The 14,363-nt window shown below is 57.9% G+C and carries 17 protein-coding genes; 9 read left to right on the top strand and 8 right to left on the bottom strand.

Features of this window, described 5'->3' with window-relative positions; genetic code table 11:
- The first annotated feature begins 2 nt into the window (after window positions 1-2).
- The 5 genes from G6R15_RS08090 (at window position 3) to G6R15_RS08070 (ending at window position 2,939) form a co-directional block, all read left to right on the top strand.
- Window positions 3-248, top strand: coding sequence for a hypothetical protein (locus G6R15_RS08090; protein ID WP_164659366.1), 246 nt, complete (start codon window positions 3-5; stop codon window positions 246-248).
- A gap of 192 nt (window positions 249-440) precedes the next feature.
- Entirely contained in the window at window positions 441-917 is a 477-nt protein-coding gene (locus tag G6R15_RS08085; protein WP_164659365.1) for a YHS domain-containing (seleno)protein, read from the top strand.
- 108 nt (window positions 918-1,025) lie between these two features.
- Window positions 1,026-1,553, top strand: a complete 528-nt coding sequence (locus G6R15_RS08080) for a GbsR/MarR family transcriptional regulator (RefSeq protein WP_240336704.1) — start codon at window positions 1,026-1,028, stop codon at window positions 1,551-1,553.
- A gap of 56 nt (window positions 1,554-1,609) precedes the next feature.
- Entirely contained in the window at window positions 1,610-2,080 is a 471-nt protein-coding gene (locus tag G6R15_RS08075) for a hypothetical protein (protein ID WP_164659364.1), read from the top strand.
- Entirely contained in the window at window positions 2,073-2,939 is an 867-nt protein-coding gene (locus G6R15_RS08070) for a fatty acid desaturase (protein WP_164659363.1), read from the top strand. Before G6R15_RS08075 ends, G6R15_RS08070 begins: the two co-directional genes overlap by 8 nt.
- A gap of 214 nt (window positions 2,940-3,153) precedes the next feature.
- Here G6R15_RS08070 and G6R15_RS08065 read toward each other — a convergent pair whose 3' ends face one another.
- The 4 genes from G6R15_RS08065 to G6R15_RS08050 form a co-directional block, all read right to left on the bottom strand.
- Entirely contained in the window at window positions 3,154-4,524 is a 1,371-nt protein-coding gene (locus G6R15_RS08065; protein WP_164659362.1) for a glutamate--cysteine ligase, read from the bottom strand.
- A gap of 67 nt (window positions 4,525-4,591) precedes the next feature.
- Window positions 4,592-5,119 (bottom strand): hypothetical protein, encoded by a 528-nt coding sequence (locus tag G6R15_RS08060; RefSeq protein ID WP_164659361.1) that lies wholly within the window; start codon window positions 5,117-5,119, stop codon window positions 4,592-4,594.
- Window positions 5,116-5,574 (bottom strand): hypothetical protein, encoded by a 459-nt coding sequence (locus tag G6R15_RS08055; RefSeq protein ID WP_164659360.1) that lies wholly within the window; start codon window positions 5,572-5,574, stop codon window positions 5,116-5,118. Before G6R15_RS08055 ends, G6R15_RS08060 begins: the two co-directional genes overlap by 4 nt.
- A 3-nt stretch (window positions 5,575-5,577) precedes the next feature.
- Window positions 5,578-6,303, bottom strand: a complete 726-nt coding sequence (locus G6R15_RS08050) for a 16S rRNA (uracil(1498)-N(3))-methyltransferase (protein WP_164659359.1) — start codon at window positions 6,301-6,303, stop codon at window positions 5,578-5,580.
- Between the two features lie 12 nt (window positions 6,304-6,315).
- Here G6R15_RS08050 and ubiA point away from each other — a divergent pair, with 12 nt between their 5' ends.
- The 3 genes from ubiA to G6R15_RS08035 all read left to right on the top strand — a co-directional run bounded on the left by ubiA (window position 6,316) and on the right by G6R15_RS08035 (window position 9,588).
- Entirely contained in the window at window positions 6,316-7,278 is a 963-nt protein-coding gene (ubiA, locus tag G6R15_RS08045; protein WP_164659358.1) for a 4-hydroxybenzoate octaprenyltransferase, read from the top strand.
- A 65-nt stretch (window positions 7,279-7,343) separates the two neighbouring features.
- The gene (locus G6R15_RS08040; RefSeq protein WP_164659357.1) at window positions 7,344-9,275 is read left to right on the top strand and encodes an OmpA family protein; all 1,932 of its coding nucleotides are present in this window, start codon (window positions 7,344-7,346) and stop codon (window positions 9,273-9,275) included.
- A 1-nt stretch (window position 9,276) separates the two neighbouring features.
- Window positions 9,277-9,588 (top strand): hypothetical protein, encoded by a 312-nt coding sequence (locus G6R15_RS08035; protein WP_164659356.1) that lies wholly within the window; start codon window positions 9,277-9,279, stop codon window positions 9,586-9,588.
- 263 nt (window positions 9,589-9,851) lie between these two features.
- Here the strand turns inward: G6R15_RS08035 and G6R15_RS08030 are convergent, their stop codons facing one another.
- Genes G6R15_RS08030 through pgsA form a run of 3 tightly spaced genes read right to left on the bottom strand, consistent with a single transcriptional unit; the run spans window position 9,852 to window position 11,211 of the window.
- Window positions 9,852-10,295 carry a molybdenum cofactor biosynthesis protein MoaE gene (locus G6R15_RS08030; protein WP_164659355.1) on the bottom strand — a complete coding sequence of 148 codons (444 nt, stop codon included), beginning with the start codon at window positions 10,293-10,295 and terminating at the stop codon, window positions 9,852-9,854.
- A 4-nt stretch (window positions 10,296-10,299) separates the two neighbouring features.
- Window positions 10,300-10,545, bottom strand: a complete 246-nt coding sequence (gene moaD / locus G6R15_RS08025; protein WP_164659354.1) for a molybdopterin converting factor subunit 1 — start codon at window positions 10,543-10,545, stop codon at window positions 10,300-10,302.
- 3 nt (window positions 10,546-10,548) lie between these two features.
- The gene (gene pgsA / locus G6R15_RS08020; RefSeq protein WP_164659353.1) at window positions 10,549-11,211 is read right to left on the bottom strand and encodes a CDP-diacylglycerol--glycerol-3-phosphate 3-phosphatidyltransferase; all 663 of its coding nucleotides are present in this window, start codon (window positions 11,209-11,211) and stop codon (window positions 10,549-10,551) included.
- Between the two features lie 145 nt (window positions 11,212-11,356).
- Between pgsA and G6R15_RS08015 the strand changes: the two genes are divergently transcribed.
- Window positions 11,357-12,247: a DMT family transporter gene (locus G6R15_RS08015; RefSeq protein WP_164659352.1), complete on the top strand. Its 891-nt coding sequence runs from the start codon at window positions 11,357-11,359 to the stop codon at window positions 12,245-12,247.
- Between the two features lie 141 nt (window positions 12,248-12,388).
- Here the strand turns inward: G6R15_RS08015 and uvrC are convergent, their stop codons facing one another.
- Complete coding sequence (gene uvrC / locus G6R15_RS08010) at window positions 12,389-14,263, bottom strand: excinuclease ABC subunit UvrC (protein WP_164659351.1); 1,875 nt, start codon at window positions 14,261-14,263, stop codon at window positions 12,389-12,391.
- Between the last annotated feature and the right edge of the window lie 100 nt (window positions 14,264-14,363).

Below are 14,363 nucleotides of genomic sequence, written 5' to 3'. Positions count from 1 at the left end.
CGTTGCGCCGTCTAGCGGATTGGCCCGAGGGCACAACAAGGGGTATCTCGGACGGGCGTGGCTACATGGTATCCAAAACCTGTTTCGCAGGCGGGCGATCTACCAAACTGGTCGCGACCGAACTGGGCGGCACAGATTACATCAGCCTGAATGTCTATGATCTGCGGCGGGGTCCACTGTTGAAGCCCTGCGAAATGCCCGAACAAAAAGTCATCGCTTTTCTGGTTGATCTCAGTGCGGAAAAGTGACTTTACCGATCTGTAAACCCACATTTTTGCACAGTCAGTTTTCGCCTCCGCACAATCAAATTGAGTTGCTTTGAACGTGATTGGCGCCTGTCCCATGTCGGTGTCGTGACGGAATTACACGTCATCCAACATCGAAATTTCAGCACCTTGACCGCATTTGGCAGAAGGGTCTGAACCAGTGAGGAAAGCAACATGAACAAAGTAAAATCCCTGATCAGCGGCATCGCCCTGTCGGTAACTCTGGCCGGCGCAACTTTGGCAGCTGGTGTTGACGTTAATGCAAGCAACACCGGCCTGGCCCTGCAAGGGTTTGACCCGGTGGCCTATTTCACCGTAGGCGAGCCGACCAAGGGCGATTATCGCCTCACCTCGGTCTACAACGATGCCACCTATTGGTTCTCGTCTGAGGAAAACAAATTTGCGTTTGAAGCGAACCCCGAAGCCTATGCCCCGGCCTATGGTGGATTCTGCGCCTTTGGCACCGCGATGGGCTTCAAGTTCGACGGCGACCCGAACTATTGGAAAATCGTTGACGACACGCTGTACCTGAACCTGTCCGCACAGATTCAGGAACGTTGGCAGGAAGACGTTCCGGGTTTCATCGTATCGGCCGACACCAAATGGACCGACATAGAAGACAAGACCCCCGAAGAACTGCAAACTCAGTAATCTGATCTACCACGAAACCGGCAGCGCAGCGCGTTGCCGGTTTTTTCTTGCCCGCGCCACACATGTCAGTTATTTCTGTTATTACTGAAATTGCAAGCGAGTCGCGCGATGAACCTGACCCCGGCCATGCAGAACTTTGTCCTTCACTGGGGTGAGATGGGATCAAGATGGGGCGTCAATCGCTCGGTCGCGCAAATCCATGCTTTGCTGCACATTGCACCCGAACCAATGACCGCCGAAGAGATTTGCGAAACGCTCGATCTGGCGCGATCGAATGTGTCGAACGGGTTGAAAGAACTGCAAGGTTGGAAACTGGTGAAATCCAGCCGCCAGCTGGGCGACCGGCGCGATCACTTCACCTCTGTCCGGGACATGTTCGATCTGGTCGATACCGTGATCCAAGGCCGCCGCGAGCGAGAGTTCGCCCCGACTCTGGCGGCCCTGAAAGACGTGGAAAAAGAGGCCGCCGTCGATGGTACGCCCGACGTCGTCAAAACCCGCATGGCAGAAACCTTGCGCGTGATGCAGATGTTCGACGATTGGTATACTGATTTTTCCCGCCTGCCTCGCAGCGTGCATCTGGCCGTTTTGAAACTCGGCTCAAAACTCACGCGATTCTTGCCAAAGGGGTCGTAGTCAAAAAAATTTGCCTAGAGATCTCACAAATAACAGAAATAACTAACAAAACTGAATTGAATTCAGACATTGGGCTCGGCCTGGTCGCTGCCCCTTTCGTCTCACTGTCCGTGCTATTGGCTCTTTTGTGTTTCAACCTTTTGCTTGCCGTAGTCATCGAATGGATCCACGCCGCCCCGGTATTCTTGGTAAGCACCATCGAGTTCTTTGGGTCAGCCTCTTTCTTGGCCTTCTTCGCAATTCCTTTCGGATTCATCCAATTCAACATGGTCGGTGGGTGGGTGTTGCGTCTTTACCTCGCCCACCACTCTCCCAATCCGGCCATGATTGCCCTGTTGGCGCTTAGTGCGAACTCGCTCTTAGTCGGCATGCCGTTCGTCGTATTCAACGCGTCGGGCCTCGACGGCGTCAGCGCCTTTTTGATTATCTTTTTGGGCGTGGGCGGCATTTTTGCCCCGCTTTGGGGCTGCGTCGCTGCTTTGCTCATCCTTCACCGTCAAAAGCAAAGGAGCGAACGCTATGTCTGATGCCCGTATCAAAGAGACCCCACCCAAAGGCGTGAACTGGAGCGACCTGAACCCGGCCAGCAGTGGTCAGACCTTGATTGAACTCACCTTACCTTTGCCCTGGCTGGCGCTGTCGTGGTGGCTCTATGCCTCGGCCTTTTGGCCACTGGGCGCAATTGGCAGCTTTATGTATTTTCTCTGCGCCTTACGTCTGAACCACGAGGCGATCCATGGTAATCTGGGCCTGTCGCGGCGATGGGATATTCTAATTCTGCATATTCTGAGTGGGGCCATGTGCGGCTGCAACTGCTCGGTCGCATGGAGCCACATGCAGCACCATCGCCATGCCATGGGCCCCAAGGATCACGAGGGGAAATGCGGCGAAATGCGCGCGCTCGAAGTTCTGTTTTATGGTCCGCGCTTTCCTGTCGACTTGGCTCGGGCGGCCTGGACCAATGGGGGACCCAAGTGGCGCCGACGGCTGATCATCGACGGGTCGGTCGTGGCGCTTGTTGTCTTGGCAGTTCTTACCTCTGGCCTGACTTTTCTGCTGTTGCACCTGGCCGCGATGGCCGTTGCGCAATGCATGGCCGCCTTCTTCGCGGTCTGGATCACGCATCAAGGCACCGCACGCAGCGGATTGGCGGGACGCAGCCAGCGCGGCCTGTTGGCGCGGGTTGCCTATCTGATGTTCTACCACCGTGAACATCACCTGTTTCCCAAGGTGCCAGTCAGTCGCTTGCCAGAACTGGCCAAGCGATTGGATTCGCAAGTGCCAGGTTATGCCGACACCCGTCAACCAGTTGTCCCGTGGCTGGATGCAAGCGTCACGGCCAAGCGGGAACATGAGAGCCTAGATCGGTCTGTGCCAGGCGATTGAAACTATTGGTAAAGTGACACTGCGCAATTTCGGCAACGATTGCCACCAATAGCGCAGTGTCGAAACCATCGGCCCGGGCCTGTGCCAATTCTTCGTCGCTCCGCTGCCCGCCGGTTTCCGTCAGCCGCCGAGTGAGACGTTGCAGCGTGGGCCACGGGCTTTTGCACCGCAGTCCGCTAAGCGCTTTCGCTCTCAACCGAAGCGATACTTTGGTTCAATAGGCAAACTCGTCGTAGATCTTGGTCAGATCACCGTTCCAGTCGCCATTGTAGCGATCAAGTAGCTCGTCAGCCGGGGTCTTGCCGGTCTCGATACTGTCCTTGAGCGCGTTCAGGAAATGGGTCTCGTCCGGGACCATGCCGCCGGCGCCAGGTTTGGCGCGTGCTTTCAGGCCAGCCTCGGAAATCGCGACAATCTCGCGGGCAAGTTCGTGCATGTTGATGTCACCGACCTGCGCCTGCAGCGCCTGTTCGGACGCGGCAACCCGCAAGGCTTCGCGCGTTTCGGCATCCCACCCTTTGACCAGATCCCACGCCGCATCAAGCGAAGATTGATCATACATCAACCCAACCCAGAATGCAGGCAGCGCGCACAGGCGACGCCAGGGGCCGCCATCTGCGCCGCGCATTTCCATGAACTTCTTGATCCGCGCCTCAGGGAAGGCGGTGGTCAGGTGGTCAGCCCAATCGCTGAGCGTCGGAGTTTCCCCCGGCAACGCGGGCAACTTACCCTCAAGGAAGTCGCGGAACGACATGCCCAACGCGTCAATGTATTTACCATCGCGGTAAACGAAGTACATCGGCACATCGAGGGCGTATTGCACCCAGGCTTCAAAGCCGAACCCCTCGTGAAACACAAACGGAAGCATCCCGGTGCGCGCATCATCAAGGTGACGCCAGACCAGACCACGGGTCGATTTCACGCCGTTGGGCTTGCCGTCAAGAAAGGGTGAGTTCGCAAACAAGGCGTTGGCCACCGGCTGCAATGCCAAAGCCACACGCAGTTTCTGCACCATGTCGGCCTCGGTCGCGAAGTCCAGGTTCACCTGCACGGTGCAGGTGCGGCGCATCATCACCCGCCCCATCGTGCCGACCTTTTGCATGTAGCCGTCCATCAGCTTGTACCGACCCTTGGGCATCAACGGCATGTCTTCGTGGCTCCAGATCGGGGCCGAGCCCAGACCGATAAAACCAACACCGATCTTGTCGGCTATGTCCTTGACGTCGCGCAGGTGTTGATTCACCTCGTCACAGGTTTCGTGGATCGACTCGAGCGGAGCGCCCGACAGCTCCAGTTGCCCGCCCGGTTCCAGCGACACATTGGCGCCGTCTTTTTCCAAACCGATCAGCTTGCCGCCCTCTTCCAAAGGCGCCCAGCCGTGGCCATCGCGCAAACCTTCGAGCACGGCGAGAATCGAACGCTTGCCCTCATACGGCAGAGGTTTCAGCGTATCCTTGCAATAACCGAACTTTTCATGCTCGGTCCCGATCCGCCATTGATCCTTGGGTTTACACCCATCGGCCAGATATTCGGCCAGTTGTTCATGGCGTTCGATCGGCCCACCGCCGGACTGAGGAATGGACATGAGACGCGCTCCCGATCCTAGATTAGCTATGTCTGTTCGTCAGCAGTGAGACGAAATTGCCGGACTGTCAATGCAGCCTGAGCTCGGGCGGTCGCATCGAGCGACGTTCCCAGATCACGACCGGGTGAACGCCCTTGCCGCTCAACTCTGTCAGCATGCGCTCGGTCCGCAAGCCTGGAAGGGTAGCAAAGACATCAAACAACGCCTCGGCCCCTTCGGCATTGACCGGCACGTGCAACGGCGGTTGACCGGGTTGCTCCAAAACCCAATGCGCAGGCTTTGCGGTTGGGTCCAGCGCCAGCCGTTCGATGGCGTCTGTGGCGACGACACCACCGGTCAGTGGCCCGTAGTAGGTAATCTGTGCCTCGTCTACGAGGACCACCCCTGGTCCACCGCTACCCGTGCGAAAACGCGCGCGCTGAAAGCCAACGACTGCAAGACCAAGGCTGACGGCCATCGCGATCCAGCCCAATCCACCCAGCAATCCGCCTGGACCAACAACCCAGGTTGATCCGACAAAGGCCAACAGGCCAGCCGCGATGACTTCGCGCCAGCGCCAAAGGACGGCTTTAGCTTCGGGACGGATGAAACTCATTGCATGCCTCCTTTGGTAGGTTCGGCGCGCCACTCAACAACCAAGTCATTGTGCGCAAGTTCGAACTGTCGGCTAAGATCATGCATTTTTGCTCGTCGCAAAATTATCCCAATTCGTTTGGCAAACCCGGGTGCAGGCCAAGTTCCATATAGTTCCTGATCTTCGATCGCCAACGCCACATATTCACAATTGAGGGCTAAGTTATTTTTGAATTTCTTAGCAAAGTTGTCGCCGTACTTCTCCGTTAGCTTTCGGAAAGCGGCGCCTGAGTGAGTTAGCACAAACTGCTCCGACGCTTTGTGCCAATCTTCCAAATCTTGGTAGTCTCTGAGAGATGGCTTTTCTCGCAACGCCAGTACTCTTTCAATCTCAGGGCGTGGCCTCGCTTCAAGGTCAGTCAAGAAAGCCAAGAAGTCATTCAGTTCGTCTCCCCTGATTTCAAAACTCTCGTTCACCGCTTACTCCCAATCCCCCAAAGCCTGCTGCCAGACAGTCATCGCCGCCACGGCCGCCGTGTCGGCGCGCAGGATGCGGGGGCCAAGGCTGACGACATGAGTAAAGGACAGCGACGCAAGGCGCGCGCGTTCTCGGTCCGAGAACCCGCCCTCGGGGCCGATCAGGATGGCCCAGGGTTGACCCGGCGTGTTGGCGGCCAGACGTTTTGCCGCGCTTACCTCTGCCTCGTCGCAGAACATCAACTGGCGGCCTTCGGGCCAGAGATCCAACAAGCGGTCAAGTTTCTGTAGCTCGGCCACTTCGGGAACGTAAGTACCGCCGCATTGCTCAGTGGCCTCGACTGCATGGGCTTGCAAGCGGTCCTGTCGGATACGCTCGGAATTGGTGAATTCGGTCTGAACCGGCACGATCCGCGCAGCGCCCATTTCTGCTGCCTTTTCAACGATGAAGTCGGTGCGCGCCTTTTTGATCGGCGCAAAGAGCAACCACAGGTCGGGCGGCATTTGCAACGGCTTGGTCTGTTCGACACACGTTAGAAGCCCGGCGCGTTTCCCGGCCTGCACGACATCGGCCAACCATTCGCCATCGCGACCGTTGAACAGCAGCACCTGCCCGCCCGCCGCCAGGCGCATCACGCCAAAGAGGTAATGCGCCTGATCACGATCCAAAGGAACCGATTGCCCATCCCCCAAAGGGTGCTCTACATACAGTCTGATCTTTGCACTCATGAAAGCCTACATATGCAAGGCAATGCCCCAACACCAGATGGTCAGGTCGCCGACGCGCCACAAGACAACTGGGTCGACCTATATGCCCCGGCCTGGACCCGCCCATATTTACGGCTGAGTCGCGCGGATCGACCCATTGGGACATGGCTGCTCTTGATCCCTTGTTGGTGGGGTTTGGCTCTGGCGATCTTTGACGATCAAACACCGCGTCTGCTTGATTTGTGGATTGCTGTCGGCTGTGGCCTGGGTGCGTTCCTGATGCGCGGTGCTGGCTGTACCTGGAACGACATCACCGACCGCGATATTGACGGAAAGGTCGAACGCACACGCTCGCGCCCCATCCCTTCGGGCCAGGTAAGCGTAAAGCAAGCGCTGTTCTGGATGGTCCTTCAGGCGCTGCTGGGGCTGGCGATCCTGCTGACCTTCAATCGGGCCGCCATCGCGCTTGGCGTGCTGTCGTTGCTGCCGGTAGCGATTTACCCCTACGCCAAGCGGTTCACCTGGTGGCCGCAGGTGTTTTTAGGGCTGGCTTTTAACTGGGGTGCGCTGCTGGCCTGGACGGCACATTCCGGTTCCTTGGGTGTGCCCGCGATATTACTTTACGTGGCGGGCATCGCCTGGACGCTGTTTTATGACACCATCTATGCCCATCAGGATACCGAAGACGATGCCCTGATCGGGGTGAAATCCACCGCCCGCCTGTTTGGCACGGACACCGCCCGCTGGATGAAGTATTTCCTCGTCGCCACCGTCGGCCTTATGGGGCTTGCCGTGATCGAGGCAGGGTTGCCCGATGCCCCCTTGCTTGCGATGCTTCTAGCCCTTGCAGGACCCTGGGCCATGGGGTGGCACATGGCCTGGCAATTGCGCGGACTGGACATCGAAGACAACGCGAAATTGCTGCAACTCTTCCGCGTAAATCGCGATACCGGCTTTATTCCGCTCATCTTCTTTTGCGCAGCCATACTCGTGTGATTGCACATAACGCCTGGGGATTGTAAGACATCCGCCAAAGACCGGACGGAAAACGACCCAAAGACATGCGCCTTCCCCTTTCGATTGTGGTCGCTCTGACCTTTGCCCTGGCTGCGGGCCTATGCCTTGTTGCTGCAAGTTTTGCCGTAACAACTGTTGAAGAGAATTCGGAGATCGTGGTGCGCCGCGCTCTGGATCGCAACAGCCACGACTGGGCCGAAGTGCAGGCCAATGGCCTTCGGATCATCGTGACTGGTACAGCCAAGGACGAGGCAACCCGGTTCAACGCGCTGACCGTCGTTGGCGACGAGGTCGATCCCTCGCGCGTCATTGACGAGATGCAGATTGCGCCATCGGCCGACCTGGCCCCGCCCCGTTTTTCTGCCGAGATATTGCGCAACACCAGCGGCATCTCGATCATTGGCCTGATCCCGACGCAATCGGACCGGGATGAAATTGTCGCCGAGCTGAATTCACTGGCCGGAGAGGACAACGTCACCGATCTGCTGGAAACAGCGGATTACGACGTACCCGGCGGCTGGATTGATGCCATGGGCTTTTCGCTCAAGGCTCTGTCTATGTTGCCCCGGTCCAAGGTGTCCGTGGCCGCCGGTCAGGTGACAATCACCGCGATTTCCGACAGCGCTGAGGCAAAACAGCAGCTTGAAGATGCCCTCAACCGTGCTGCCCCTCCGGGCCTGCGGATCGGGATCGACATTGCCGCACCTCGCCCCGTGATCACGCCCTTTACGATGCGGTTCTTGATTGACGAAGCGGGTGCCCGCTTTGATGCCTGCTCAGCTCAAGATCGCATCGCCCAATCCCGCATTCTGGCGGCCGCCCGTACTGCCGGCATAGAAGGCTCGCCCATCTGCACCATCGGCATGGGCGTTCCCTCGCCGAAATGGGCGCGGGCCTCGGAATTGAGCATCGGCGCATTGGCCGAATTGGGTCAGGGCACTGTGACGATCGCGGATGCCGATATCACGCTTGTGGCCGCCCAGGGCACCGACCAGGGCCGGTTTGACCGTGTTGTAGGAGAGCTTGAGGCGGAGCTACCCGAAGTTTTTGCCCTGCATGCTGTGCTGCCGGCCCCCGAACTTGCCGACACCGCCGGCCCTCCCGAGTTCACCGCAACACTGAGCCCCGAAGGACTGGTACAGCTGCGCGGCCGTCTAAATGACGACAACCTGCGCCACATGGTCGACAGCTACGCCAAAGCCGCCTTTGGCACAGATGCGGTCTATACCGCTGCGCGCGTTGTGCCCGATCTGCCAGCGACGTGGCCCGTACGCGTGTTGGCCGGGCTTGAGGCGCTATCAATGCTGACCAACGGCGCGCTGACCGTCACCCCGGACAACGTCATGCTCAGCGGCGTCAGCCAACAGGAAGATGCCAGTGCCCGTATTGCCGGCGTGCTGTCCGACAAACTGGGGCAGGCGCAGACATATGACTTGTCGGTCACCTATCGCGCGCCACCTGAACCCGAAGACAAGGCGCCCGATCCCGAGGTCTGTGAGGCCGAGATTGCCCTAATTCAGGAAGCAGGCAAGATCGCATTCGAGCCTGGCTCGGCAACTATCGCAGCTTCGTCTTTGGATACCATGAATCGAATTGCGGATATTCTGGACGCATGTGGCCAGATTCGCCTAGAGATTCAGGGGCACACCGACAGCCAAGGCCGCGAAGAGATGAACCAGCAGTTGAGCCAGGCCCGCGCCCAATCGGTTTTGAACGAGCTGCGCTCGCGTCGCATTTTGACATCCAGCTACGTGGCCATAGGGTATGGTGAGAGCCAGCCCATCGCCGACAACAAGACCGAGGATGGTCGAGAAGCCAACCGTCGCATCGAATTCCGGTTGATCCGACCTGAAACGTCCGAAGAGGGGGCATCTACCCTGGACGCAATCGCCGAAGAAGCTCCGTCAGAGGTATTCGACGAGCGCGATAGTGATCAGGAAGAAGACACGTCCCAATCCACCGAAGAGGACCAGTGACATGAACCGCACCGAATTCATCATCACCACCGCGATCATCCTCTTTGTGGCTTTTGCCATGGGATGGTTCGCCAATTGGCTGGTGCACAGGTTCACCCGCGTCAGACAAAGCGACGTGGCCGATCTGGACCGGATGAGCCAAGAACTGCACGAGGCGGAAGAGACCCGTGATCAGGCGATCACCTATCTGCAACAGCGCGAGGCCGAGCTGACCAATCAGCTGACCCAGACCGAAGCAGAACTAAGCGCTGCCATGGACGGCCTGCGCGCGGCCCGGCAAGAGGCCGAGGAATTGCGCGCCCACGTCGGCTAAAGTGGTTTTTCTAGACCAGGCCGATACATTCAACTGCCGGACTATTTTTGAATTTCGTAGCTCTCCCGCCCGTCGTCGGTGTTTCTGACGAAACACCTCCTCCCGTTGGGCCGGGCCTCGCTGCGCTCGGCGCTCGATCCAAGCCTGGTAGCTATCGTGACAAAGCCCGACTCGTTCTGATATGGCCCTCAAAGGATTCTCGTGAGGTCAACGCCAGGAAGTGGTCGACAAGACACCGATCAAGTTATCCAGACCATCAGTCATCACCAGCGGTTCAGCGCCACCTCATCCTCGTCCTTGGCCGCAACCCAATCCGCGCTTTTGCCGGTGAATTCCTTTTTCCAGAACGGTGCACGGGACTTGAGGTAATCCATCAGGAATTCCGCCGCCTCAAACGCATCCTTGCGGTGCGGCGATGCCGTGGCCACCATCATAATCTGATCCCCAGGTGCCAGTCGTCCGTGGCGATGAATCACCAGAACATCACCCAGCGACCAGCGCTCTTGCGCCTCGCTCGCGATCTTGTTCAGCGCCTTTTCAGTCATGCCCGGATAGTGCTCGATCTCCATCACGTCGAGATCCCCATGCGCCAGATCACGCACAACGCCAGTGAACGTCACGATGGCCCCGTTTGACATGTCACCATCGGCAAAAGCGTTGGCTTCGGCGCCAAGATCGAAAGGCTCTTTCTGAACCGAAATCTTCACCGGTTCAGCCCCCGGTCATCGGCGGGAAAAACGCGACTTCGCGCACACCAGTCAGCGGGGCATCGAAATCGGACAGTTCCTGATCCAAAGCCACACGCAGGGCGCTCAGATCGGAAAAGGCGACCTCATAACGTTCCTCACGCGCGCGCAGCTCGTGCACCAGCTGAGATACCGTTTCCGCCTTTGTTTCGATCTTTTCCTTGGGCAAGCCAATGCGTTCGCGCACCCAGGCGAAATAAAGAATATCCATGGATTACCCTTCTCTTACGTGTGGCAGGGCCTTACGGAAATAGTCCAACCCAGTGATTGCGGTGAGGCCAGCGGCAACCCACAACAATGTCAGGCCGCCCCACCAGCACAGCTCCATCCCGTACAATTTCCACCGCAACCCCAGCAAATCGTCTTCGCGCCCTGACAGGATGTCGTCGATCATCTGAGGGTTCATTCCCCAAGCGCTCATACCGAGATAGTGTTCAAACACGCCCTGACCAAACAGAATCGCGATCGCCGCCATCTGGGCCGTGGTCTTCCACTTCGCTAGGTTGGTGACTTTCAGCGTCCCCGCGGTATCGCCCAGGTATTCGCGCAGACCCGAAACAAAGACTTCGCGAAACAGGATCAGCGTTGCCGGCAGCACCAGCCATGGCGACATTGAGGAATAGCCAACTATGACCATCAACGCGATCACTACCATCGCCTTGTCAGCGATCGGATCCAGCATCGCGCCGAGTTTGGTTTCCTGCTTCCACGCACGAGCCAAATACCCGTCGAACCAATCGGTAACGGCGGCCACAACAAACAACGTCAACGCAAACCAATCGGCATAAGGGCGGGTGAAATACAAAAACATCACCGCCACGCCGGGGGCGGCAACCAGACGAAGCACGGTCAGGATATTGGGCAAGTTCCACGTCATGAGCGGACACTACATCGCGGGTTAAGAACATGAAAGACAGGCAGCAAAAAATCTGCCAGCTGCGGCGGCGTATCTCAGTTCGGGACACTTTGATGTCGGCGGCAGACATGTTAGCGGCGCTAGACCGCCCTACACAGGACAACCGATGATATCCCACATTCGCACAGATCCTAAGTCCAACCTGATCGGCAGCTTTTGGATGGTTCTGGCAATGCTTGGCTTCGCATTGGAAGACGCCTTGATCAAGAGCGTCGCTATCGCCATGCCCGTTTGGCAAGTTCTGGTGTTTTTTGGGACTGGCGGTGCCATGCTCTTTGCCCTTTGGGCCCTGGTGACTGGAACACCCCTGCTGCATGCAGATGTTCTGTCCCGACCAATGAAAGTACGTGCTCTTTTTGAGGTTCTTGGGCGATTGTTCTACGTTCTGGCCCTTGCAATGACGCCTTTGTCGTCGGCCACTGTGATCCTTCAGGCGACACCTTTGGTCGTCGTCGCAGGCGCCGCACTGTTCTTTGGGGAAACCGTGGGGTGGCGTCGATGGTCGGCGATCTTGCTGGGCATGATGGGTGTCGTGATCATCATCCAACCCACAGGAGAGAGCTTTTCGATCCTGTCCCTGTTGGCCGTAGCAGGCATGTTGGGATTTGCGGGGCGGGACCTTGCAAGCCGCGCCGCGCCTGCAACTCTGAGCACTCAGACTTTGGGGTTCTATGGCTTTCTGTCGATTGTTGTCGCGGGCCTGGGGTATCAATTCTGGGAGGCAGCACCTGCAGTCGGGATATCTGCAGGCTCGGTAACTTACTTGGCCAGGGCCGTTGCCATGGGGGTCATCGCTTATGCCGCCTTGATGAAAGCGATGCGCACTGGCGAAGTGTCGGCTGTCACCCCGTTTCGCTACACGCGGCTGCTGTTTGGCATCGGGATGGGCATGGCTCTGTTCAACGAACGCCCGGATCAATCCGTTTGGTTGGGCAGCGCTTTGATTGTCCTGTCAGGGCTCTACATTCTTTGGCGGGGCCGTCCCCATCAATCCTAGAACTGAAACGACCTCAAAGCGCTCCCGCCCGTCGTCGGCATCCCTGGCGGGACGTCTCCTCCCGTTGGGCCAGGCTCATGCGGGCAAAGCCCGCATGAGCCTGGCCCCCGCCGTCCGCAGGACGCAAGGCCGCGCAGGTGACTAGCCCTTGTCGTGAAAAAAGTCGTAAATCGTTTCGGCCAATGCGTCCGAAACACCGTCAACGGCTTTTAGGTCAGACAGGTTTGCGCGGCTCACAGCTTTGGCGCTCCCGAAATGGGTCAGCAAAGCGCGTTTGCGCGTTGCACCAACACCTGGCACTTCATCCAGTGGCGTGGCGCCGATAGCTTTCGCACGTTTGGCGCGGTGTGTGCCGATGGCGAACCGGTGCGCCTCGTCCCGTAGGCGTTGGATGAAATAGAGCACCGGATCGTTGCGTTGCAGCGCGAAAGGGCGCTGGCCCACGCGGTGGAATTCTTCTTTACCGTGATCTCGATCAACACCCTTAGCGACACCGACCATAGGGATGTCCTCGACTCCGTGCTGCACCATGATCTCATGCACTGCACTCACCTGCCCTGCGCCGCCGTCGATCAACAACAGATCTGGCCACAGCCCCTTGTCTCGATCCGGGTCTTCTTTCAACAAACGGGTGAAACGACGATGCAGCACTTCTTTCATCATACCGAAGTCATCACCAGGAGTCAGATCATCGCCTTTGATGTTGAATTTGCGATAAGAGTTCTTCATCCACCCCTCGGGGCCAGCCACGATCATACCCCCTACCGCGTTGGTGCCCTGGATGTGCGAGTTGTCGTAGACCTCAATCCGGCCTGGCGGTCCTTCCAGATCAAGCGCCTCGGCCAATCCACGCAGCAATTTGGCCTGCGTCGCGCTTTCTGACATGCGCCGGGCCAGCGACTCGCGTGCGTTTCGCAGAGCGCCAGCCACCAGCTCCTGTTTTTCGCCCCGCTGTGGTACCAGAATATCAACTTTACGACCCGCCTTCTCAGACAACGCTTCTTGCATCAGATCAGCGTTTTCAATGGCATCGGATAGAATCAACTGCCGGGGCGGTTCCTTGTTGTCATAGAACTGGCCAAGGAACGCTTCCATTGCCTCGGCCGGCGACACATCCGGACCAACACGAGGATAGAAATCGCGGTTACCCCAATTCTGATTGGCCCGAATGAAAAACACCTGAACACAAGCCTGCCCGCTGTCCATGTACAGACCGATCACATCTGCCTCGGTCACGCCGCGCGGGTTTATGCCCTGGTTCGACTGTACCTGGGTCAGAGCCCGAATGCGGTCACGCAGCCCGGCGGCACGTTCGAACTCCATCGCCTCGGACGCTGCCGTCATCTGCTCGGCCAGCTCCTCTTGTACTTTGGTCGAACGGCCCGACAAGAACCGTTCGGCGTCCTTGACGCTTTCAGCATACGCCTCTTCCGAAATAAGCCCGACACAAGATCCCGAACAGCGTTTGATCTGAAAAAGCAGACAGGGCCGCGTGCGGCTTTCGAACATGGAATCCGAGCAATTGCGCAGCAGGAACGCCTTTTGCAGCTGATTGAGTGTGCGATTCACAGCCCCCGCACTGGCAAAGGGGCCGAAATAGGCGCCCTTTTGCTTTTTGGCACCGCGGTGTTTTTTGATCTGGGGAAAGGCGTGATCTTTGGCCACCAGAATATTGGGAAAGCTTTTGTCATCGCGCAGCAGCACGTTGTACTTGGGCTTGAGCTGCTTGATCAGATTCTGTTCCAACAGCAGCGCCTCGGTTTCTGTACGTGTGGTCAGAAACATCATTGATGCGGTCGCTGCGATCATGCGCTCGATCCGGCCCGAATGGCCTGGGCGGGAATAGTTGGATACCCGCGCCTTGAGGTTACGTGCCTTGCCGACGTAGAGCACGCGGCTATCGGCATCGAGCATCCGATAGACGCCAGGGGAATTGTCCAATGTCTTCAGATACCCCTGAATACAGGCATATCCGGTGGGCGTGGCTTCGTCGGTTGGGCTGTGCGCGTCGGTCATGTAACTGAAATATGATTCTCTGGCTCTGGCTGCAATCTCGGGACGGCTTATTCAAGAGAAAACAAATCCACGATTCCTGTGGATAAGTATGGAGATATCT

Source organism: Tropicibacter sp. Alg240-R139 (assembly GCF_900537075.1).
Classification (GTDB): domain Bacteria; phylum Pseudomonadota; class Alphaproteobacteria; order Rhodobacterales; family Rhodobacteraceae; genus Falsiruegeria.
This window is presented reverse-complemented; position numbering and strand designations above follow the sequence as displayed.

Excerpts from the sequence above, each read along its gene's own strand:
- G6R15_RS08015 (WP_164659352.1), top strand. The coding sequence starts at position 11,357 with ATGATATCCCACATTCGCACAGATCCTAAGTCCAACCTGATCGGCAGC.
- G6R15_RS08040 (WP_164659357.1), top strand. The coding sequence starts at position 7,344 with ATGCGCCTTCCCCTTTCGATTGTGGTCGCTCTGACCTTTGCCCTGGCT.
- G6R15_RS08080 (WP_240336704.1), top strand. The coding sequence starts at position 1,026 with ATGAACCTGACCCCGGCCATGCAGAACTTTGTCCTTCACTGGGGTGAG.
- G6R15_RS08085 (WP_164659365.1), top strand. The coding sequence starts at position 441 with ATGAACAAAGTAAAATCCCTGATCAGCGGCATCGCCCTGTCGGTAACT.
- G6R15_RS08070 (WP_164659363.1), top strand. The coding sequence starts at position 2,073 with ATGTCTGATGCCCGTATCAAAGAGACCCCACCCAAAGGCGTGAACTGG.
- ubiA (WP_164659358.1), top strand. The coding sequence starts at position 6,316 with ATGCAAGGCAATGCCCCAACACCAGATGGTCAGGTCGCCGACGCGCCA.
- uvrC (WP_164659351.1), bottom strand. The coding sequence starts at position 14,263 with ATGACCGACGCGCACAGCCCAACCGACGAAGCCACGCCCACCGGATAT.
- pgsA (WP_164659353.1), bottom strand. The coding sequence starts at position 11,211 with ATGACGTGGAACTTGCCCAATATCCTGACCGTGCTTCGTCTGGTTGCC.
- moaD (WP_164659354.1), bottom strand. The coding sequence starts at position 10,545 with ATGGATATTCTTTATTTCGCCTGGGTGCGCGAACGCATTGGCTTGCCC.
- G6R15_RS08035 (WP_164659356.1), top strand. The coding sequence starts at position 9,277 with ATGAACCGCACCGAATTCATCATCACCACCGCGATCATCCTCTTTGTG.
- G6R15_RS08065 (WP_164659362.1), bottom strand. The coding sequence starts at position 4,524 with ATGTCCATTCCTCAGTCCGGCGGTGGGCCGATCGAACGCCATGAACAA.
- G6R15_RS08050 (WP_164659359.1), bottom strand. The coding sequence starts at position 6,303 with ATGAGTGCAAAGATCAGACTGTATGTAGAGCACCCTTTGGGGGATGGG.
- G6R15_RS08060 (WP_164659361.1), bottom strand. The coding sequence starts at position 5,119 with ATGAGTTTCATCCGTCCCGAAGCTAAAGCCGTCCTTTGGCGCTGGCGC.